Origin of the sequence: Micromonospora alfalfae (assembly GCF_022230925.1) — a bacterium.
GTDB classification, from domain to species: Bacteria; Actinomycetota; Actinomycetes; order Mycobacteriales; family Micromonosporaceae; genus Micromonospora; species Micromonospora alfalfae.
The window spans coordinates 56,443-77,076 of record NZ_JAKKFH010000005.1 but is presented as its reverse complement, the minus strand read 5'-3'; the positions used below and the strand labels follow the sequence as shown (position 1 = coordinate 77,076).

The 20,634-nt window shown below is 70.8% G+C and carries 19 protein-coding genes; 9 read left to right on the top strand and 10 right to left on the bottom strand.

Annotation, left to right across the window (positions count from 1 at the left end; genetic code table 11):
• Nucleotides 1-43: 43 nt before the first annotated feature.
• Nucleotides 44-1,006, bottom strand: coding sequence for a GlxA family transcriptional regulator (locus MED01_RS04180; protein ID WP_238667230.1), 963 nt, complete (start codon nt 1,004-1,006; stop codon nt 44-46).
• Between the two features lie 42 nt (nt 1,007-1,048).
• Here MED01_RS04180 and MED01_RS04175 point away from each other — a divergent pair, with 42 nt between their 5' ends.
• From MED01_RS04175 to folE, 4 genes are all read left to right on the top strand, one after another.
• Nucleotides 1,049-1,294, top strand: a complete 246-nt coding sequence (locus MED01_RS04175; RefSeq protein WP_238667229.1) for a hypothetical protein — start codon at nt 1,049-1,051, stop codon at nt 1,292-1,294.
• Between the two features lie 100 nt (nt 1,295-1,394).
• Entirely contained in the window at nt 1,395-1,970 is a 576-nt protein-coding gene (hpt, locus tag MED01_RS04170) for a hypoxanthine phosphoribosyltransferase (protein ID WP_112582849.1), read from the top strand.
• 530 nt (nt 1,971-2,500) lie between these two features.
• Nucleotides 2,501-4,519, top strand: coding sequence for an ATP-dependent zinc metalloprotease FtsH (ftsH, locus tag MED01_RS04165; protein WP_238667228.1), 2,019 nt, complete (start codon nt 2,501-2,503; stop codon nt 4,517-4,519).
• Nucleotides 4,520-4,553: 34 nt separating this feature from the next.
• Entirely contained in the window at nt 4,554-5,171 is a 618-nt protein-coding gene (folE, locus tag MED01_RS04160) for a GTP cyclohydrolase I FolE (protein WP_112674389.1), read from the top strand.
• Between the two features lie 107 nt (nt 5,172-5,278).
• Here folE and MED01_RS04155 read toward each other — a convergent pair whose 3' ends face one another.
• Nucleotides 5,279-5,998: a hypothetical protein gene (locus MED01_RS04155; protein WP_372493577.1), complete on the bottom strand. Its 720-nt coding sequence runs from the start codon at nt 5,996-5,998 to the stop codon at nt 5,279-5,281.
• A 28-nt stretch (nt 5,999-6,026) separates the two neighbouring features.
• Complete coding sequence (locus MED01_RS04150; protein ID WP_238667227.1) at nt 6,027-8,588, bottom strand: FtsK/SpoIIIE domain-containing protein; 2,562 nt, start codon at nt 8,586-8,588, stop codon at nt 6,027-6,029.
• A gap of 195 nt (nt 8,589-8,783) precedes the next feature.
• Between MED01_RS04150 and MED01_RS04145 the strand changes: the two genes are divergently transcribed.
• The gene (locus tag MED01_RS04145; protein WP_238667316.1) at nt 8,784-9,347 is read left to right on the top strand and encodes a hypothetical protein; all 564 of its coding nucleotides are present in this window, start codon (nt 8,784-8,786) and stop codon (nt 9,345-9,347) included.
• 2 nt (nt 9,348-9,349) lie between these two features.
• Here MED01_RS04145 and MED01_RS04140 read toward each other — a convergent pair whose 3' ends face one another.
• The 7 genes from MED01_RS04140 to MED01_RS04110 form a co-directional block, all read right to left on the bottom strand.
• Nucleotides 9,350-9,949, bottom strand: a complete 600-nt coding sequence (locus MED01_RS04140) for a hypothetical protein (protein WP_238667226.1) — start codon at nt 9,947-9,949, stop codon at nt 9,350-9,352.
• Nucleotides 9,950-9,962: 13 nt separating this feature from the next.
• The gene (locus MED01_RS04135; protein ID WP_238667225.1) at nt 9,963-11,141 is read right to left on the bottom strand and encodes a M23 family metallopeptidase; all 1,179 of its coding nucleotides are present in this window, start codon (nt 11,139-11,141) and stop codon (nt 9,963-9,965) included.
• Nucleotides 11,138-11,686: a hypothetical protein gene (locus MED01_RS04130; RefSeq protein WP_274525241.1), complete on the bottom strand. Its 549-nt coding sequence runs from the start codon at nt 11,684-11,686 to the stop codon at nt 11,138-11,140. Before MED01_RS04130 ends, MED01_RS04135 begins: the two co-directional genes overlap by 4 nt.
• 5 nt (nt 11,687-11,691) lie before the next feature.
• On the bottom strand, nt 11,692-13,647 hold the full coding sequence (locus MED01_RS04125) for an MFS transporter (RefSeq protein ID WP_238667223.1): 1,956 nt from the start codon (nt 13,645-13,647) through the stop codon (nt 11,692-11,694).
• A 1-nt stretch (nt 13,648) separates the two neighbouring features.
• The gene (locus MED01_RS04120; protein ID WP_238667222.1) at nt 13,649-17,077 is read right to left on the bottom strand and encodes an ATP-binding protein; all 3,429 of its coding nucleotides are present in this window, start codon (nt 17,075-17,077) and stop codon (nt 13,649-13,651) included.
• A 70-nt stretch (nt 17,078-17,147) separates the two neighbouring features.
• Complete coding sequence (locus MED01_RS04115; RefSeq protein WP_053654782.1) at nt 17,148-17,510, bottom strand: hypothetical protein; 363 nt, start codon at nt 17,508-17,510, stop codon at nt 17,148-17,150.
• A 13-nt stretch (nt 17,511-17,523) separates the two neighbouring features.
• Nucleotides 17,524-17,838 carry a hypothetical protein gene (locus tag MED01_RS04110; protein WP_030327982.1) on the bottom strand — a complete coding sequence of 105 codons (315 nt, stop codon included), beginning with the start codon at nt 17,836-17,838 and terminating at the stop codon, nt 17,524-17,526.
• Between the two features lie 356 nt (nt 17,839-18,194).
• Between MED01_RS04110 and folP the strand changes: the two genes are divergently transcribed.
• From folP to MED01_RS04090, 4 genes are read left to right on the top strand one after another with little or no spacing between them, the layout of a single operon-like run.
• Nucleotides 18,195-19,091, top strand: coding sequence for a dihydropteroate synthase (gene folP, locus MED01_RS04105; RefSeq protein WP_238667221.1), 897 nt, complete (start codon nt 18,195-18,197; stop codon nt 19,089-19,091).
• On the top strand, nt 19,088-19,456 hold the full coding sequence (gene folB / locus MED01_RS04100; RefSeq protein ID WP_238667220.1) for a dihydroneopterin aldolase: 369 nt from the start codon (nt 19,088-19,090) through the stop codon (nt 19,454-19,456). Before folP ends, folB begins: the two co-directional genes overlap by 4 nt.
• Nucleotides 19,453-19,980 (top strand): 2-amino-4-hydroxy-6-hydroxymethyldihydropteridine diphosphokinase, encoded by a 528-nt coding sequence (gene folK / locus MED01_RS04095; protein ID WP_238667219.1) that lies wholly within the window; start codon nt 19,453-19,455, stop codon nt 19,978-19,980. Before folB ends, folK begins: the two co-directional genes overlap by 4 nt.
• A 19-nt stretch (nt 19,981-19,999) precedes the next feature.
• Complete coding sequence (locus MED01_RS04090; protein ID WP_238667218.1) at nt 20,000-20,536, top strand: DUF3180 domain-containing protein; 537 nt, start codon at nt 20,000-20,002, stop codon at nt 20,534-20,536.
• Nucleotides 20,537-20,634 lie beyond the last annotated feature (98 nt).

Below are 20,634 nucleotides of genomic sequence, written 5' to 3'. Positions count from 1 at the left end.
AAGCAGAGCAAAGGCCGTGTCCGTGCTGCTCGGCCGGCCGGTCTCAGCCGCTGTGCGCCCGGTCCCGGAAGGTGGTCCGGTAGCTGTGCGGGGTGGCACCAACCCGGCGACTGAAGTGGTGACGCAACGCTGCCGCATCGCCGAAGCCGGACTGGTCGGCGACCGCCTCCACGCTCAACGGGGTTTCCTCCAGCAACCGCCGGGCGAGCAGCACCCGCTGGTTGGTGAGCCAGTCGTGCGGGGTGGTGCCGGTCTCGGCGCGGAACCGGCGGGCGAACGTGCGAGGCGCCATCCCGGCGCGGGCGGCCAACTCCTCCACTGTGATCGTCCGGTCCAGGTGACCCATCAGCCACTCCAGCACCGGTTCGAGGGTGGGTGCCTCGGGCGCCTTCGGGATGGGCGCCTCGATGTACTGGGACTGACCGCCGTCGCGATGCGGCGGGACCACCATCCGCCGGGCCAGCCGGGTCGCGGTGGCCGAGCCGTGCTCCTGGCGGATCAGGTGCAGGCACGCGTCGATGCCGGCCGCCGTGCCGGCGCTGGTGAGCAACCGACCGTCCTGGACGTAGAGCGAGTTGCACAGCACCCGGGCGCGCGGGTGCCGGCGTTGCAGCTCGTCCACGTACCGCCAGTGGGTGGTGCACTCGCGGTCGTCGAGCAGCCCGGCCTCGCCGAGCAGGAAGGCGCCGGAGCAGACGCTGAACAGGTGCGCTCCGCGGGCGTCGGCCCGGCGGAGCGCGTCGAGCACCGGGCCGGGGACCGTGGTGCCCTGGCTGTGCGCGGGGATGGCCACCAGGTCGGCCTCGTCGACCGGGCCGAGGTCGGCGTGCGGGGTGAGGTGGAAGCCGGACGAGGTACGCACGGGAGCGCCGTCCGGGCTGCACACCTGGAAGCGGTAGGCGGGGAAACCGTCCGCTGTCCGGTCGGTGCCGAACACCTCGGCGAGCACGCCGAGCTCGAAGGGAGCGACCTGGTCGAGGGCGAGGACGGCAACGGACCGCAGCATGTGACGAGGGTAACCCGGCAGGTGGCAGTAAATCGATGACCAATGGCATTCCTGCCACTGTCCGGTCGCTTCGTGAGGTCGCAGACTGGTCTCAGTCCGGTGCGCACCGGCGGCGAAACCGATAGCAATCATGCGAAAGCGAGCGCCGCCATGGAGTTCCTGTTCATCCTCCTGTTCCTCGTCCTCCTCGCTGCCGCCTCGGCGGCCGGCCTCACAGTCGACAGCCACGATTCGGCCGACTGGAAGCCGAGCGACGATGGCCGCCGCTGGCGGTCACGCACCAACTGATGTGATTAGCGTCGTTTGCGCAGAAAATCCTCGGCGGGACCGCGCCAAAAGGTGCGGCCCCGCCGACGGAGGCCATCCGACGTACGGCAGGCTAGGAGTCATGGCTGACGGCTCCTGGTACGACGCCGACATCGACCACGTGATCATCTCCGAGGCGCAGATCCGCGAGAAGACGGCGGAGCTGGCCAAGCAGGTCTCCGCCGACTACGCCCACGTGGGCGACGGGCTGCTGCTGGTGTGCGTACTCAAGGGCGCGGTGATGTTCATGGCGGACTTCGCCCGGGCGCTGGGCCGCAACGGCCCGCCGGCGGAGCTCGACTTCATGGCCATCTCGTCCTACGGCCAGGGCACCACCTCCTCCGGGGTGGTCCGCATCCTCAAGGATCTGGACCGGGACATCGCCGGTCGGCACGTGGTCGTCGTCGAGGACATCGTCGACTCCGGGCTCACGCTCTCCTGGCTGCTGCGCTACCTCGAGTCGCGCTCGGCGGCGAGCGTCGAGGTGGTCGCCCTGTTCCGCAAGCCGGACGCGGTGAAGGTGCCGGTTCCGGTGAAGTACGTAGGCTTCGACATCCCCACCGAGTTCGTGGTCGGGTACGGCCTCGACTTCGCCGAGCGCTACCGGGAACTGCCGTACGTCGGGGTGCTCAAGCCCGAGGTCTACGCCCGCTCCTGACGCCGGGCCCGACCCGTCGCGACGGCCCGCCGGTCGACATGAGCTGTACTTGTATCGGCATCCATCAAGCCGACGTTCAGCGCGCTCTCAGCTGATGCGGTTACCGTGTAGCACGGTGGCCCGGAGGTTCCTCCGCGCTCGACCCTCTCGATCGCGTGACCGGGCGCTCGGGTGGCCGAGCCGGACTCCCCGCCACGCCGGCTTCCACCCGGACTCGCCGTACGTTGGCTGCGGGGCTGGTGGGCCTGCCCACGGGGCGTGTCGTCGATGTCGAAGGCGCGCAGAGTGCGGAGGCTCGCAGGTTCGCTGTTGGCGTACATGGTCTTTTGATGGTGCACGACTGCGGGGCTCGCAAGCTCACTCCTCGCGTACACGGTGTACCGTCGAATGACCGCGGCGCGGTAGTTTTCGCGCCTCGGGGTCGAGGCCGGCCCGCACGGCGGCTCCGGCCGCCGCTCAACGCGGCGACACCATCAGACGGTCAGGACGTCGATCAGGAGGATGCGGGCGCTCCGGCGCTCGACAACAGTATGGAACGTACGCGTTTCTTCCGCCGACCGGTGGTCTGGATCATCCTGGTCATCCTCGGCGCCGTTGTGCTCAGTCAGCTGTTCACCAGTGGTCCCAGCTACCACCGCGTGGACACTTCCGTTGCGCTCGATCAACTGCACACCGCCAAGATCAACAAGGTGGTCTTCCAGGACAAGGAGCAGACGCTCCAGCTGGACCTGGCCCAGAAGACCAAGTTCGGCAAGACCGAGACCAACAAGATCGAGGCCCAGTTCCCGTACCAGGCTGGCGACCAGATCTGGAACGAGGTGCTGGACGCCAAGGCGAACAACCGGGTCACCGGCCCGGCCGACGCCAAGGTCTCCTCGGACAGCATCTGGGTGAGCCTGCTGGTCAACCTGCTGCCGATCGCGCTGCTCGTGCTCCTGCTGCTGTTCTTCATGTCGCAGATGCAGGGCGGCGGCTCCCGGGTGCTCAACTTCGGCAAGTCCAAGGCCAAGATGATCACCAAGGACACTCCGAAGACGACCTTCGCGGACGTCGCGGGTGCCGAGGAGGCTGTCGAAGAGCTGTACGAGATCAAGGACTTCCTGCAGAACCCGGCCAAGTACCAGGCCCTGGGCGCCAAGATCCCGAAGGGCGTGCTGCTGTTCGGCCCGCCCGGCACCGGCAAGACGCTGCTGGCCCGCGCGGTCGCCGGCGAGGCCGGGGTGCCCTTCTACTCCATCTCCGGCTCCGACTTCGTGGAGATGTTCGTCGGCGTCGGCGCCAGCCGGGTCCGTGACCTGTTCGAGCAGGCCAAGACGAACGCCCCGGCGATCGTCTTCGTCGACGAGATCGACGCCGTCGGCCGGCACCGTGGCGCCGGCATGGGCGGCGGCCACGACGAGCGGGAGCAGACGCTCAACCAGCTGCTCGTCGAGATGGACGGCTTCGACACCAAGGGCGGGGTCATCCTGATCGCGGCCACCAACCGGCCGGACATCCTCGACCCGGCGCTGCTGCGTCCGGGCCGGTTCGACCGGCAGATCCCGGTGGACGCCCCCGACATGGAGGGTCGCAAGGCCATCCTGCGGGTGCACGCCAAGGGCAAGCCGTTCACGCCGGACGTCGACCTCGACGCGGTTGCTCGTCGTACGCCGGGCTTCAGCGGCGCCGACCTGGCCAACGTGATCAACGAGTCGGCCCTGCTCACCGCTCGCAAGGAGCAGCGGGCGATCTCCAACGACTCGCTGGAAGAGTCGATCGACCGGGTGGTCGCCGGTCCGCAGCGACGCACCCGGGTGATGAGCGACAACGAAAAGAAGATCACCGCGTACCACGAGGGTGGTCACGCTCTGGTCGCCTGGGCGCTGCCGCACGCCGCGCCGGTGCACAAGGTGACGATCCTGTCCCGTGGTCGCTCGCTGGGCCACACCCTGGTGCTCCCCACCGAAGACAAGTACACCCAGACCCGCGCCGAAATGATCGACACCCTGGCGTACGCGCTGGGCGGTCGCGCCGCTGAGGAACTGGTCTTCCACGAGCCGACCACCGGTGCCGGCAACGACATCGAGAAGGCCACCCAACTGGCCCGCGCGATGATCACCCAGTACGGCATGAGCTCCAAGCTCGGCGCGATCAAGTACGGCACCAGCGGGGACGAGCCGTTCCTCGGCCGCAACATGGGCCACGAGCGGGACTACTCGGACTCGGTGGCCGCCGAGATCGACGGCGAGATGCGGGCACTGGTCGAGCTGGCGCACGACGAGGCCTGGGAGATCCTGGTGGAATACCGGGACGTCCTCGACAACATCGTGCTGGAGCTGATGGAGAAGGAAACCCTCTCCACTGCCGACATGGCGCGGATCTGCTCCCGAGTGGTCAAGCGCCCGCCGCTGGCGCCGTACAACGGCTTCGGCAAGCGTCAGCCCTCCACCGAGCCGCCCGTGCTCACCCCTGCGGAGAAGGACAAGCTCAAGGCGCAGGCCCAGGCCGACGGCGCGCAGGCGTCGGTCGGCGGCGTGGCGCCGTCCAACAACTCGGACGGCACGCACTGAGCAAGGACCCGACGGCGACGACGAGCTGGACTACGTGGCCGCGCGGCTGATCAGCGGCAAACTGACCGGACGCCCCGTCGAGGACGCTGTCGACCTCGGCCGGATCGAGAAGGCCGTCCGGGAGATCCTGATCGCGGTCGGCGAGGACCCGGACCGCGACGGACTCCAGCAGACCCCGGCCCGGGTCGCCCGTGCGTACGCCGAACTCTTCGCCGGCCTGCGGGTCGACCCGGCCCAGGTGCTCAGCACCACCTTCGAGGCCAACCACGAAGAGCTGGTCATCGTCCGGGACATCGACGTGATGAGCCTCTGTGAGCACCACCTGCTGCCCTTCAGGGGCAGCGCGCACATTGGCTACATCCCCGGCCCCGATGGGCGGATCACCGGCCTGTCCAAGTTGGCCCGACTCGTCGAGGTCTTCGCCCGTCGTCCGCAGGTGCAGGAACGGCTCACGTCACAGGTCGCCGACCTGCTGATGAGCAAACTCGCACCACGCGGCGTCGTCGTCGTGCTCGAATGCGAACACATGTGCATGGCGATGCGCGGCATCCAGAAATCCGGTGCCAAGACCATCACGTCGGCCGTACGCGGCATCCTGCAGTCCGACTCCAAGTCGCGGGCCGAGGCGATGGCGCTGATCATCCCCCGCTGACACCCCGACACACCACGGCCGGCCGACACCCATCCGGGACGGCCGGCCGTTGCGTTTCCCCACCCACCCCACGTTGTTCCGGCCGGGCGGCTTTCCGGCCCGGCCTGTCAGCCAGCGAGCAGCGCCAACAGCAGGCCCGCCGTGGCCAGCACCGCCGGCACCAGGCACACCAACGCGCCGAAACGCACAGTACGGTCCAGCCGCTCGGCGGGGCTGACCCGGAACAACCGGCCAACGCCGATCCAACCGGCGACGAACGCGACCGCCGGCATCGGCAGCCCACAGATCAACGCCGCCACGGTGGCCGGTCCGACCCCCGTCGCCGCCAGAACCACGACCTGAATCAGCGGCACCAGCAGCGCGAACGGCCCGTACACGAGGAGGTTGCGCGCCCGCGCGGGCCAGGACCCCGGCCGGAATCGGCGGCGCGCGGCCAGCGCCGCGTCCGCCGCCTCAGCCCAACCCCGCGCGGTCCGCAGCGCCGCCAACACGGCCGCCGGTCCACCCGCCATCGACCGGGACGCCTCGGTCAGCTCCGGCGGCGACGGCACCAGGGAGATCGCCGGTACGCCCAACTCGCGCAGTCGTTCCTGCTGACTCGCCAGCCCGGTACGGACCACCGTCAACTCCTCCCGGGCGGCCTCCGCCGACCGGGCCTGCTCACCGGCTGCGGCAGCCGCGCCCCGGCGTACCCCGTCCAGTTGGCGGGCGGCCGCAAGATACTCCGTCCAGGCCGTGCTGGGCTCGACCACCCGCGGCGTGGAATCCCCGGTCGCCGCAGCTGCCCGCTGCCGCCCCGGCCCGGTCACCGTCGCGATCGGATCCACCTCGACACCCTCCACGCGCGCCACCCGATCAGCCGGCCTCGTCGGCGAACGGCACCAGGACGGTGCCCCGCTCGTCCGGCCCGTCCCAGAGCACCGCCCGGTCGGGGCGCACCTGCCACTCGACCGTCCTACCGAAGACCGCTGTGAGCTGCGCGACCGGCACGTCCAGCACGGCCACCGCCGCCAACTTGTCGACCTCGCCCGCCGGCTCGAACAACGCGGCGAACGGCGGCACCGCACGCCACCAGCCCAGCAGGTGCCGCCCCGCCGGCGGTCCGTCCCGCAGAAGCGACCGCAGCCGCTCCACCGGCAGCTCCCGCGGACCCGGCCGGTCCAACCCGAAGACCACCAGGTACGTCGGCAGGTCGTCGGCGGTGTCCGCGAGCAGTGTCGGCAGATCCACCAACTCGGCAGGATGCCGAGCCGCCAGATCCGCCGTCAACGCCTCCGCCAGGGCCCGCGCGCCCGGGTCCGGTGCCGCCACCAGGAAGCGGGCACCACCCGGCGCGTGGTGAGCCGACGTGCTCCGCGCCGCCGTCGCCAACAACCCGCCCGCCGCGGTACCCGAGCCCAGCACCGCGAGGTTGCGCCCGGCCGCCGGCCCCAGCGGCACGGCGACAGTCGAACGGGCCACGTCCACCGCCCGGCCCAGCAGAGCCGCCGGTCCGTGAGCCTGCCCCGCCAGGGCCGCCCGGTGACGCGGATCGTTTCCCAGCAGCGGCCGGGCGTAACCCGCGAAGACCACCGGCGGCACCGACCCGGCCGGACGGGCCGCCCACAACTCGTGCCGCAGCGCCTCCACGACCTCCGGATGATCCAGCGGATCCGGGTGACGGATCAACCGTTCATGACCCCGGATCGCACCCCGCGGGCCGCCCAGCCCGCCGGCCGTGTTCACCACCGCGCTGCCCACCGGCAGACCGGCTGCCGAATCGTTCGTCGGCTCCAACACCGGGCTGCCACCCGGAAGCGCCACCCGTACCGGAAACTGCCCGAGCACCGAATCCCGATGGCCAGCATCCGCGCGCGCACTCAGCCCCAACTCGCCCGCGCCCGCCAGGACCAGGTGCACGCCGTGCGCCCGACCCGCCCGGGCCAGCCCGTCCAACTGGGCGGCCACCTCGGCGGCCAGCCGGTCCCGCTCGGCGAAGAGCAGCGGCACATTGTCCACCACACAGACGATCCGGGGCAGCGGCTGGTGCTGACGCAGCTCGGCAAACCGTTGCCCCCCGGCCCGAGCGCCCGCCTCCGTGCGGCGCTGGACCTCGGCCGCCAACTCGTCCAGCAGATCCCGGACGTACTCCCGGTCGGCGGCCATCGCGGCCGCGCGCACCTGCGGAACCCACGATCGGTCCCGCTCGGTCTGCAAGAACTCCACGAAGGACTCGCCGTCGCCGAGATCCACCAGGTAGAAGGCCAGGTCGTCCGGCCCGTAACGGGCGGCCAGGCCGAGCAGCGCGGTGGTCAGGAACGCCGCCCGGCCCGCTGCGGACCGGCCACTCACCAGCCAGTGCGGGGTCAACTCGGTGAAGCCCAGCGGCACCGACCGGCCCCCGGCATCGCCGACGGTAGTGGTCAGCCCGTCGGCCGAATCCGACTCCCACAGTCGCTCGCCCGTCGGCGGCAGCAGAGCACCCAACGCCAACCGGGAACCCGCCTCCACCTGCTCGGCGAGCCGCCGACAGACAGCGTCGACCAGCTCGGCCGGCGGGTCCGACTCGACGAAGACCGGCGAGTTCAAACCGCCCGGCGGATCGGCGCCCGGCCCGGCGAACGACGCCCCCGGCGGATCGCCGAGCAACGCGTACGCATTCCGCAACGCCAGCGAAGTGGTGTGCGGCAGCGGTGCCCGGGCCGAGTACGGGCCCGCCGGCGGCCAACCCGCCACCACCAGGTGCAGCCCTGCGGTCGGCCCCTGCTCGGCCAACGTCTCGATGCGCGCCAGATCGCTCGGGCCCGTCGACTCCGGAAGCGCGGCCACCACGAGCAACAACGTCCGGTCGTGACGGCGTCGCCCACTCGCCCCCGGCGTCACCCACTGCTCCGCCTCGGTTAGCACCGCGCGCAGACCCGCCACGTCCACCGCCGGTGGCGGCAACAGGCCAGCATCCGCCAGTGCCCCGAACGGCGTCAGCACCGCCCCGGTGGCGTCCACCGCGCGAATCAGCAGGGCACCCGCCGGTGCCGCACCCAACAACCGCAGAAGTACGGCCCGGAGCAACCCCGCCACCCGTGGCTCCCGCGCGTCAGCGTCCACGCTGAGGTGACCGACGCCGACCAGCGGCACCAACGCGGGGAAACGAGCGTCGTCCAACGGCGCCGCAGTACCGACCCGGACGAACGGCGGCGGACCATCACCTGCCGGCGAGTCCACGGTGAGCGAATCCACTGCCGCGCCCGACCAGCCCGGTGCCAGCAGGGCCGCAGCCGTCCGTAACCGATCGGCCACCTCGTACTGGCGGCGCTGATCGGCCGGAGCCGGCCGCGTCTCGTCCAGGATCCCGGCAGCCGCGGTCGCGACGGCCGCCGCCCGACGGTGCAGGGCTGCGGCGCGGTTCGTGCGAGCCTTCGGACCGGCCACCGCGTCCACCCCCTCTACCCGAGGTTGGCAACCCCTCCCCAAGCAGAGACGGTATCCCAGCCGGCGGTCCTCCTCCGGGAGGTGCCTCGGTGCTGCGCCGGTGTTGTCGTGGATCTCACCGGTGGGGAGGGGTCCGTCACGATCCGCTGGATCTGAGGCATTGGCTCCGGAGCGTCCAGCCGATAACTTCAGGAGGTGGAATCAGTGCAGCCCCCCGCCGGTTCCCAGGTCTCCCGCGTACCGGCCCAGCGGACACCGTCCGAGGAGTTGCCGCCCGCCCCGGCAACGCCGGCACCGCAGCCGCCACGCCGCCGAATGCGGACGGTGCTCACTGTCGTCGCTGGCGTGCTCGCCCTGCTCTGCCTCGGCGGGGTCGCCACCGTTCTGATTTGGTACAACCGCGCCTCAACGCCCGACCGCAGCGCACCCGACGTGGTCGTGGACAACTATCTGCGTGCGTTCCTCGTCGATCGCAATGACACAAGAGCAGACCTCTTCACCTGCGAGAGCGGGTCGCAGTTGGAGGCCGTTCAAGATCTCAGAGTTGAAATCGAGCAGCGCGAGTCGAAGTTCGGCGTTGCGGTGCGAGTCACTTGGGGCCAACTGACTCGCACGCCATCCAATGAGGGCGAATCGGTCGGCACCACACTGACGATTTCCGGGTCAGCCGAGGGCGTTGTCCGAAGCAGCCGCCGCGAAGACTGGACGTTCTCTGTCGTCGAGGGTAACGGTGGGTGGCGAATTTGTGGCGGTACGCCGGCTAGCTGACGTCACTCAATCCATAAAAGGTGAACCGGAACCTCCAACGTGGTGGGTGACTGGCCGCGCCAGGCCCAGCGGTACCACTCCACCTCGGGTGTGACTCGCACGCAGATGTCCCCTTCGGCGCCCGAGTAGGTCTCGGTGACCGCCCGAAGGTCACGGTGCTCCAGGCCGCCCTCGACGTGCACCACCCGCCGACCGGTGACCGCGTCCGCTTCGAAGACCGGTGTGGGGGTCCGGTGTGCGGGGCCGTCCAGCGAGACCAACCGGATGCCCGTGTCCCGGGCGTCGTCCACACCCGGACGGCCGCCGACCGTCTCCACCCAGACCCGCTCCACCGGCACCAACGGCGCGAACACCTCGACCTGGTCGGCTTCGGCTCGGTACCACTCGTGCTCGGGGATCACCGGCACGTAGGTCCGGGCGCTCTGCACCACCCGGTCGTCCGCGCGCAGGTCCCCGCGCCACCCCATCCCGGGCAGCCCGACCAGCACCCGTCGACCGCGAAGCTCGACCCGCTGCGTCGCTGGGACGATGGTCAGTGGTCTCGGTGGCTGCGGTGCCCAGTCCGGCTGGTCTGCGAATGGGTCAGGTAACGGTCCGGTCATAGCCGTGGTGGCCTCACCCGGCGGCGCGCAGCGGGGCACCCCGCTCGCGCATGAACGGGCCCGGGTTCACCGCCCCGGACGCGCTGCGGTCGTTGCGCAGGTGCACCTCGAAATGCAGATGCGGGCCGGAGGAGTTACCACTGCTGCCGACCTTGCCGATCACCTGACCGGCAGTCACGATCTGATCCTTCTTGACGAAGGGCTGAACCACCATGTGGCAGTACCGGGTGATGTAGCCACCGGCGTGCAGCAGGTCGACGAACCAGCCGCAGCCGCCCTTGCCGGGGAAGCCGTCCACGTTGCAGTCCTGGCGGCCGCGGCGATCCTCGTCGCAGGTGGAGACCAGCACCCGACCGGTTGCTGCCGCGCGGATCTCGGTGCCCTTGGCCGCGCCGATGTCGACTCCGTTGTGGCTGGGTCGGCTGGCGGTGCGGAAACCGGAACCGACTCCGCCGGGGATCGGCGCGGTCCAGCCGGAGGCGGCGATCTGACCGCGTTCGGCCGCGTTGCACACCGCCTTGCCGTTGATCTCGACGGTGCGGGCCGCGCCGCCGGCCAGCGCGTCCACGATCCGGCTGGCTGCCTCTTCGTGCTTGGCGTACGCGTCCGGGTATGCGCTGACCTGCACCCGCTGCGCGACAACTGTCAGCGGTCGTTGCTGCCAGCTGCCCACCTTGACGAGCTTCTCGTAGAACTTGCGGGCCGCGTAGGCGGGGTTCAACCGCTCGGCGACAGTGCCCCACCCCGGCCGCTGCTGAAAAAGGCCCAGTGAGTCGTGGTCCGCGCCTACTCCCTCGTGCGGCAGGGCCAGGGACTCGGGTACGCCGCTGTTGGCCAGGTTGCGTAGGGCGGACTCCTGCATCGCGGTGGCGAGGGCGACCACCCAACCTCGCGAAGGTACGCCCATGTCCTGGCCGACCTTGATGATGACCGCGGCATTGCGGACCTGGGTGTCGCCGTACTGGGCGAATCGCGGCAGCTTGCCCGCGATGTTGACCGCTCGGACCGGCCCGCACTCCCTGCCTGCCATGGTGTCGCCGTTCTCGGCGTCGTCGCCTCCGAGCCCGGTGAGGAAGAACGCCGCGGTGCCGCCGGTGCAGCAGAGCAGAAGCAGCATTCCGGTGAGCACTGCGGCGACCACACCGAGCCGGAGGGGACCACGGCGGAGTTTGGCGCTACCAACGTCGCTCATGGCCGCTCCCAGTCCAGAACGTCGACCAGCCAACCATCATCGGAGGTGACCAGCTCCAACCGGAGACCGCCGGCATCGAGGGGAAGCAGCAACTCGACGAACGTCTCGGTCCGCTCTCGCATGGTTGGCGGACCGGTGACCTTCTCGGCAGGCACGCTCTCTGGCTCGGCGCCGGTCAACTTGTCCCTCAGCGCCGGCGTGGAGAGTGGCCGTAGACCAGCCTGCCACTCTTCGGTGGTCATCCCGGGACGGCCCAGCCAGGCCTTGGCGAAGCGGTCGGCGGTCTGTTCGGGCGTGCGGGCACCGGGCGACGTCACGGGTGACGGCGGAGCCGCGCTGTTGAGCAGACCGTCGTCGCCGGCCGTCGGGTCCACTGTGATGATCGGCCCATCCGGACGGGTGCTCAACCCATCGGCCGAATCGCCCGGGTTGGAGATCAGCCTGGCCGCCCCGAGCACAGCGACGACCACCACCCCGATCACGAGCGCCACGCCCAGCCGGGACCGCAGCGCCCGGGTGAGGACGAATTCCAACGCCCGTCGCATCACCGTCACCTCGCCTCTGAGCGCACCCGAGGTCCGGTGCGATCCGTTACACGCTCGCTGGAGCCCGGGCGGTAGACCACGAACGACGGGTTCTCAGCCGGAACATCCGGCTCGGTCCAGGTCGCTGGCTGTCGGCGTCGGGGCTGCGGGGCCGTTGGGCGGCTCCGACCGCTGCCCTCCTCCGCCGGCGCCTCGTCGGGCCGCTCGCGACCGTCTGGGCGCACCGCGTCTGCGCGTCGGCCCTCGACCGCGGCTGTCGGCACCGGGGCCGGGTCCTCCCGCCGCGCCTCGGGTCGTAGCCGGGTCTGCGTTGCGTCGGGCGAGCGTCGACGTCCGCCCACCGGCTCGGCGGTGCCGCCCGGCTCGGCTACGTCCAGTCGTGCGGCGGTACGCATGTCGCGGAAGAACCGGCGGTGCCAGGACCCGGCCGAACTGACCGCTTCGCTGCTGTCCTTGCCGCCGAGTTGCGTGATCCGACGGTACGGCCGCAGCAGCAGCCATCCGACCACCCCGCAGAGCCACACCAGCACCACCTGTAGCCAACCCGGCAGGGCAGGGGTACTCATGATCAGGTCGACGGCGAACAGGTAGATGGCTGCCCCGGTGCCGAAGATGGCGATGTTGAACACCGCGGCGACCACGGCGTTCGCCAACCGCCGCAGGCCGGCGCTGGCCGGCCGGAGCAGGCCGATGGTGCCCAGGATGGGTGCCGCGATCACCGCCCACCGGAAGATCAGGAAACCCAGCAGGACCAGCACCGACGCGGTCAGGTCGAACATCGCAAAGAGCACGGCCGCGAGTACGGCGATGAAACCAGAGCCGATCCGATCCATGTCGCGGGTGCCCGTCAGGAACTCGTACGCCTCCGGGTCCTCGGTCTTGACCTGCTCCGCGACCGTCATCCACTGCTGCTGCTTGGCCTCGATCGTCGCTGCCCGGGTGGCCGGGTTGGCCCGTAGCTTCTCGGCCTCCTCCCAGGAGAACGCCTTGGCGTCGTACAAGGCAGGGCCATACTTTCGGGCGGTCTCGCTATCCGCCGAGCCGAGCACTCCGCGCAGCCAGTTGCGATAGAGCATTGCCTCGGTGGCAGTGTCGCTGGCCCGTACGGCCGGTGGCCGGTTGTCCTTACATGCTTTGGGGTCTGGATCGTCGCACTGATCCGGCGGGGTGTCCTTTGACGCCGGGCCTATGGCGTCGTGTACGACGCCGAGCGAAGTGATCAGGGTGCCGTCGGCGATGTTCGCCGACTTGACGGGCCAGGCCGCCAGCGCGGTGACCGCCACCATCACCAGTAGCGCCCACCCTGCCGTCGTCATCGCATTGCTCATGTCCGACTGGCGGGAGCGCCAGAGCAGGTAGAGACCCACCACGCAGAGCGTGACGATTCCGAAGACGCTGAATACCTTCTCGTATACGCCTTTGGTGGCTTTCTCCACCAGCGGGTCGGCCCAATTCCACATCGAGCGGGGATCCCAGGCCCGCTCCCGCAGGGCGTTAGAGGCACCCACGACCGCCGTGGCGATCATGAGCTCACCGTTGGCGACGGTGGTGGTGAACTTGTAGTCCGGATGAAGGACGGTGGATGCACATCCACCCTCCACGTTGTAGGTGTTGAAGCTGTAACCGCCGTAGCCGTAGTCGCTGTAGATGCCCTTTGGCCCGGGCAGCTTGGACGAGTCCGGTCGGGAGGCGAACCATCCAGCCAAGCCCGAATCCGGGGCGGAAGGCACAGGTGGCTTGAGGCAATCGATCTCTGCCTTGCTGACCTGCTTCAGCTTTGCCACGCAGGCGCGGAAGTCGGCTTGCCATTCGGCGGTCGTGCAGAGGTCGGCGCGGGCCTGGGCAGTAGCCGGTGCGGCGGCTGCGGCCTCCGCACCGATCAGCGGCCAGCTGAGGGTGGCCCCGGCCAGTACGCCAAGGGCGAGCAGGAACGACACGGTCCTTGCCCAGGCCCTAGCCATGTCACGCCTCCAGATCCGGCAGGGGGATGCTCGGCAGGACTCCGGCCGCTGCGGCGATCGCGGCGGGCGTCGTGTCGAGGTGGTCCAGCAGCCCTTCGACGTACGAGACGTCGACTCGGACCTTCTGCACCCGGCCGTCGACGTCACGCATCACGAACTCCCGGAAGCCGAGGCGGGAGGCCGAGTTGGTGTCGGCGGCGGAGAGCGAGGCGAGGGTGGCCTCGTACCCGTCGTTCACCGGCACCCGCAGCAGCCGTAGCGCTTCGGAGGCGATCTCGGCGTCCTCGGCGATGCGGCCGACGAAGACTGTGGAGACGAGGTTCTGCACGTCGAGGCCGAGGATGTCGCGGGGGTTCTGGGAGGCGACCAGCGCGGCGAGGTTCCATTTGCGGGAGTCGCGGGCGAGTCGGACCAGGAAGGAGCGTCCGGACCGCCAGCCCTCCATGAAGTGCGCCTCGTCGAGGCCGACGAGCTTGCGGGACGACATTGAGCCGCCGTAGCAGCGCCGGACGGCGAGCCGGTGCGCGGTGTGCAGCATCGGCAGGGCCAGTGCTTCCTCGGCTGACCAGTACTCGCGTTCGATCTTGAGGTCGGGCAGCCGTAGCCCGGCCATGGTGATCACGGTGAGTGCCGCGTCGGCACCGAGCAGCCCTTCCGGCGGTCGGCCGAAGAAGAGCATGGCCAGTGGCATCTCGGCGGTGTCCAGCAGGAGGTTGGCCAGTTCCTTGCCGGCGTCGTCGTCGAGCCGCCCGAGGCAGCTCACCACGTCGTCCAGGGTGGAGGTCTCCTCGGCGGGGACCTGGCGGACGGCGTGCCGGAAGAGGGTGGCTGTCGACGCTTCCCTGGCCACCTGCGGCGGGACGAGCATCATGCAGATGTCCTGGACCAGCATTCGCCGCTCGGCCCGGGCGTTGGAGACCGCGATCTCGAACTCCCGGTCGCCGGCGGCCCCGGTGCCGAACTCGGAGCGCAGCGGCGTCGGGATGAGCGAGTAGGGCGCCAGGGTGCCGTGCTCCGAGCCGGTCAGGTTCAACACCCGGGAGTACGGCCGCAGCTCGGGCATCGCGCAGAGGCGGGCCAGCGGGCCGGACGGGTCGAGCAGGGTCACCTGGACACCTCGGCGGGCGGCCAGGTAGCCCAGGGCGCCGAGCAGGGTGGACTTGCCACCGCCCGGTTCGGCGACGAAGACCGCGAGCCCGGAGCGTTCCCGGACCTCCATGGGGAAGTGCAGGTCGAGGAAGACCGGGCGGCGGCAGGTGCCGGCGGTTCGGCCGATCAGGTCGCCCCGCCGGTCGCCCACGTTGGATGCGGCCTGGGGGAGCGCGGCGGCGAGCAGCGGTACCGGCATGCGACGCACGTAGCCGGTGTTGGCGATCGGCTCGCCGGGGATGAACTCGCGGGCCAGCCAGTCCTGGTTCTTCGGGTGCTGCAGTGAGATCCGTAGCTCGCGGGAGTAGAGCTGGATGAGCCGGCGGGCCCGCTCCAGGCATTCCTCCCTGGTCCGGCCGCCGACAGCGATCCGGTGCCAGCCGTGCGCACGGGCCGAGTCGACCGGCAGGCCGGTGGTCATCTCGTCGCCGATCACCAGGGCGCGCTTGGCCAGTCGCTCCAGCTCCGGGGGCGCGTCGATGCCGTGCTCGGCGTAGTCGAGCTGTTGCGAGCGGATCATCCGCAGCCGGTGTTCCAGATTGCGGAAGGAGTCGCCGGAGCCGAGGATGTCGACGCGGGTGGAGATCTCCATCGGCCACGGCAGCCGCTCGTGGAAGTGCAGCCAGGGCTCGTGTCGTTCCGGAATCTCCAGCGGTTCCATCCGGCCGACAGCGAGCACTGCCACGTGCCGTTCCTCGCCGGTCATCCGGTTGACCAGCTTGACCGTCGAGCCGTACGGGGTGCGGTAGCGCTCGACCTGTTCGGTCATGGCGAGCAGGTCGCCGCGTTCCCAGCGCCCGTCCGTGACGGGGGAGAGGGTGCTCGGCGGCGACATGCACAGCGCCACCGAGCGGTAGAGCAGCCATTCCAGCTCCTGGGCGGTGACCCGCCGGCCGCGCATGCCGAACGCCCCGAGCACCTCGTCGAACTGTTCGACTGTGCGGCCCAGCTTGCGGCGTTCCCCGTCGGCGGTGCCCCGGCCGAAGGTGCGCAGCAGCCGCTCGGTGAGCGAGTCGCCGAGGGAACGCCGGGCGAAGGTGACACCCAGGTAGGTCTGGCCCTCGGCGTGGTTGACCGCCATCAGGTGGCGTTGGGCGGCGACCAGATGATCGGCCCAGCCGGTGGTGCCGGGGACGTCGGGCAGCGGTGCCGAGGTGTGCGTGTCGATGGTGCGCGCCCACTCGTCGGCGGGGAACGGCCGGGTGGTGCGGCGCAGGTGCAGTCGGAAGCCGGCCAGGCCGGCGTACTGCTCGGAGATCGCCGACAGCAGCGCCTCACGCTCGGCGTCCGGCCGGAACGCCCAGCGGACCTCGGGCAGCCAGTACCAGGCGGTGACGGTGTTCGGTGTGAAGGTCAGGTGGCCGGCGATCTCGGTGATGGCCAGTTCGACCGACGGATCCCGATCCCCGAATTTGATCTTTGGAGCGCGAACCCGGGTCGGCTTGATCGGTCGGTCCGGACGGCTCGCCGTGCGCTGTCGGGGTGCGGCCATCTCCTTGCCGGTGCTCCTGGGCCGATCCGCGTCGGTGGCCCGGCGCGCCGTACGTTCGAGAGCTGGCCGATCCGCAGCCGTGATCATGGCTGGCTGCTCCGTCGGAGCAGTGGACCGGCTGGCGGAGGCCGTCGGCTGGGGTGGCGCTTGAGCCGCCGGTCGGGCCGGCGACGTCGCTGTGGGGCGGCCGCCCGGCGCGGTGTTGGCGGGTCGGCGGACCGGGCTGGTGGTCACCGACGGCGACCCGCCGTCGGTGGGTGACTCGGACTCGTCCGGCGGACGCAGCATCGGCCGTCGATCGCCGGCCTGGTGCGGCACCCGGGACTCGTTGGTCGGGTGGCCGCCTCCGTGCCGTGGCTCGACGGGTCGGCCACCGTTGCCGGCCGGCGTCCACGGTGGCTCGACCTCGGGAACCGCGCGGGCTGGCGCCGGGCTGGCGGTGGGCGGCGGCTGGTGCGGGATCGCCGGCTGCTCGCGGGTGCTCGGGCCGGCGGTGACCGCTCGTGGCGAGGCGGGTCGCCCTCCGCCGCCGAAGAGGTCCAGGAAGGGGGAGTCGATGTCGGCGTTCTCGCCGGCCGAGACGGCGGTGGGCTCGGCCGGTGGCGTCCGGCGGGGAACGGGCCGGGGTGCCTGGAACACGCCGACGGCACCGTGGCCGGGTGACGTCACCAGCGCGGGGTCGAGGGCAACCTCATCCTCGTCCTCGGTGTAGTCGATTGAGTGCGCACGGTGACCGGCTGGTGCGCCCGGTCGGCCGGCCGGGGAGCCCGGCGTGGAGGAGCGGCTCATGCGATCGCCTCGGCGACTGTCGGCAGACCCATGCCCGCGTCCTGCGACGGACCGTTCGACGTACGTCCGGTCATGCCAGCTCCTCCCGAATCCTGATCCGGCTGCCGACCAGGCGCGGATCGCGCTGCTCGACCGCCGGCTCCCGGGTGCGTCGCCAGTCGGTCAGCGCGGTGCGGATGACCACCCGCGCCGGCCGATCGGGGTCGACGTGCCGGAAGATGAACGACGTGGTCACGATGGCGAGCGCGATCTCCCAGGCTGGGAAGAGCTCGACCGTCAACGTGAACAGCCAGTGGATGAACATGTAGAGGGGGACCAGCAGCATGAAGAGCCCGTACTGGGCGTAGGGCAGGTGAACCGGAAGGGTGTAGCCGGGCGGCCCGAGGTAGACCAGGCGGGCCCGGTAGATGTCGTCGTCGGTGCGTAGCCGCATCTGGTGAACGCGCCTATTCGAAGATCAGGTCGATCAGGTAATCGCCGACGAAGAAGAGTGTTGCCGCGCCCGCGATGAAGGCGAGCCCGACGATGGCGATCGCGGAGCTGGTCAGCACCTTGGAGATCTCGCCTCGGCTGGCGCGGCCGATGAAGATGACACCCAGGACGGCGAGCAGGATCGGCGCGATCTTGCTGGCGAAGAAGGTGACGACACTGTTCGTGTCGATCCCCTTCGGTGCCGGCTCCGCGAGTGGAGCCGACGCCAGGGTGGAGAGCGCGTGGGCGACGCCGGACGACGCCGTCTCCATGAGCTCGAAGGCGATCACTGGAACCTCCCCATAGCGCGGCCGGCGGTGCCGCGGCGGTGCAATAGGCAAGCCTGGCGGGAAAAGTGCTCCACAGGGCATGGCGTTCTTGACCCTGTGTTCGTTACTCACCACGGAGGGTGGCGAGGTTTGGGCGGTTTTCCCCCGCTTCGGCCCTCCCTCCAAGCTTCGCCATCTCGATGCTGGCCAATTCCAAAGCGTACGGGCCGCCCCGGATTGCGACAAGCCGCGAAGGGGCTGCCCGATACTGCCCAGATGACCGATCGTACACCTGTTCCAATCGGCACGTCAGGGGCAGTGGTGCGGGGCCTACCCGGGTCGCTGGGCACCGCCACCGCGACCGGTACCGTCTAGTCGTGACCGATCTGGTGCGGGCTTCGGGCCCGGTGGTGATGGGCGTCCTCAACGTCACACCGGACTCCTTCTCCGACGGCGGACGGTACGCCGACCTGGACGCCGCCGTCGGACACGGCGTCCGTCTACGGGACGCCGGTGCGCAGCTGGTCGACATCGGCGGCGAGTCGACCCGTCCGGGTGCCGAGCGGATCGACGCCGCGACCGAGGCCGAGCGGGTGTTGCCGGTCATTCGCGAGCTGACCGCCGCCGGTGTGGCGGTCAGCGTCGACACCAGCCGCGCGCGGGTCGCGGAGGCCGCCCTGGCCGCCGGCGCGGCAGTGGTCAACGACGTCTCCGGTGGCCTGGCCGACCCGGACATGGCCCGGGTGGTCCGCGACGCGCACTGCCCCTGGGTGCTGATGCACTGGCGTGGGCACTCCCGTGCCATGCGCGAGTTGGCCACCTACACGGACGTGGTGGCCGAGGTCCGGGCCGAGTTGGCCCAACGGATCGACGCGGCGCTGGCCGCCGGGGTTGCCGCCGACCGCCTCATCGTCGACCCCGGGCTCGGCTTCGCCAAGACGGCCGCGCACAACTGGGAGCTCAGCGCCCGCCTGCCGGAGTTGCTGGATCTCGGCTACCCGCTGCTCTTCGGCGCGAGCCGTAAGTCGTACCTCGGTGGGTTGCTCGCCGCCGCGGACGGTACGCCGCGACCGACCGCCCAGCGGGAGGCGGCCACCGTGGCCACCAGTGTGCTGGCGGTCGCCGCGGGCGCCTGGGGCGTACGCGTGCACGACGTGCGGGCCACCGCCGACGCGCTCGCCGTCTGGGCGGCGACCGGCAGCCCCCGCCTGGTCGTGCCGCCGCACGACAGGATGCGGACGCAAGACGATCACGAGCAGGGGGTACGGCGATGACGACGGACCGGATCCAGCTGACCGGCCTGCGGGCGCATGGTCGGCACGGGGTGTACGACTTCGAACGCGAACAGGGGCAGGACTTCGTGGTCGACGCCGTCCTGGAGCTGGACCTCGGCCCGGCCGCCGCCAGTGACGACGTCACCGCCACAGTGCACTACGGCGAGTTGGCCGAGCGCCTGGTCGCGGTGGTGACCGGTGAGCCAGTCAACCTGATCGAGACCCTGGCGGACCGGCTCCTCGCGGTCTGCCTGGCAGACGTTCGGGTCGACGCCGCGACGATCACCGTGCACAAGCCGGAGGCTCCGGTGCCGCACACCTTCGCCGACGTGGCCGTCACCATGACCCGGGCGCGTACCCGGTGACCCGGGCGGTTCTCTCGCTCGGCAGCAACCTGGGCGACCGCCTGGAGCACCTGCGCACGGCCGTCGCCACCCTCGGCGACGCGGTGCTCGTGCTCTCCGGGGTGTACGAGACTCCACCGTGGGGTGACACCGATCAGCCCGCGTACCTCAACGCGGTGGTGCTCGTGCAGGACGAGAGCGCGACAGCGCGCGACTGGCTGGAGCGGGCCCGCGACGCGGAGCGCGCGGCCGGCCGGGTCCGTGACCCGCAGCGGCGGTTCGGGCCGCGCACCCTCGACGTGGACGTGATCGCGGTCTGGGGCGACGACGACGAGCCGGTGCTCAGCGACGAGGAGGAGCTGACCCTGCCGCACCCCCGGGCGCACCTGCGCGCCTTCGTGCTGCGTCCGTGGATCGACATCCAGCCGTACGGTCGGCTGCCCGGTCACGGCTGGCTGACCGACCTGCTGACCACCGGCCCCGCCGCTGACGAGGCGTTGGAACTGCGTCCCCGGCCGGAGTTGGCGTTAGAGTCGACGGCATGACCGAGCGGAACCGGCCGGCATGACGCAGGCGAAGCCCCCACCCCGCGGGTCGGGCCCGGACGGGTCGCGGATGGGCCCCACCCGGATCTCGACCCTGGTCGTGGCAGGCCTGGCTGCGGCGGCGGTGGCCTGGCTGCTGATCAGCACCCTCTACTACAGCGGCATTCCCCGGCTGCCCTGGCTGCCGGTGGTGACGCTGGCCGGGCTCGCGGTGCTGGAGGCGTACGCCGCGATCAACACCCGGGGCCGGATCGAGCGCAAGCCGGGTCGGGAGCCGGTCAATCCGCTGTTGGTCGCCCGTTTCGTGGTGCTGGCCAAGGCGTCGGCACTGGCCGCCGCGATCTTCGCGGGCTTCTACGCGGGGCTCACCGGCTGGCTCTTCGTGGAGACCACCCGCGCCGCCCTGGACGATCGACCGGCCGCCGGCGGAGGCCTGCTCGCCTCGCTGGCACTTGTTGGTGCCGCGCTCTGGTTGGAGCGCTCCTGCCGGGTGCCGGAACGCCCTGACGACGAGCGCGAGCAGGACCCGCGGGAGAGCCGCCCCGGCCAGCGCTGAGCAGGGGGTTACGCCCGGCTGCGGTCGCGGGTACGGTGCCTGCGATCGGGGAGCAAGGGCCGCCCAGGGTCCGTCCGTGCGCCGGACTGGGGACGGTC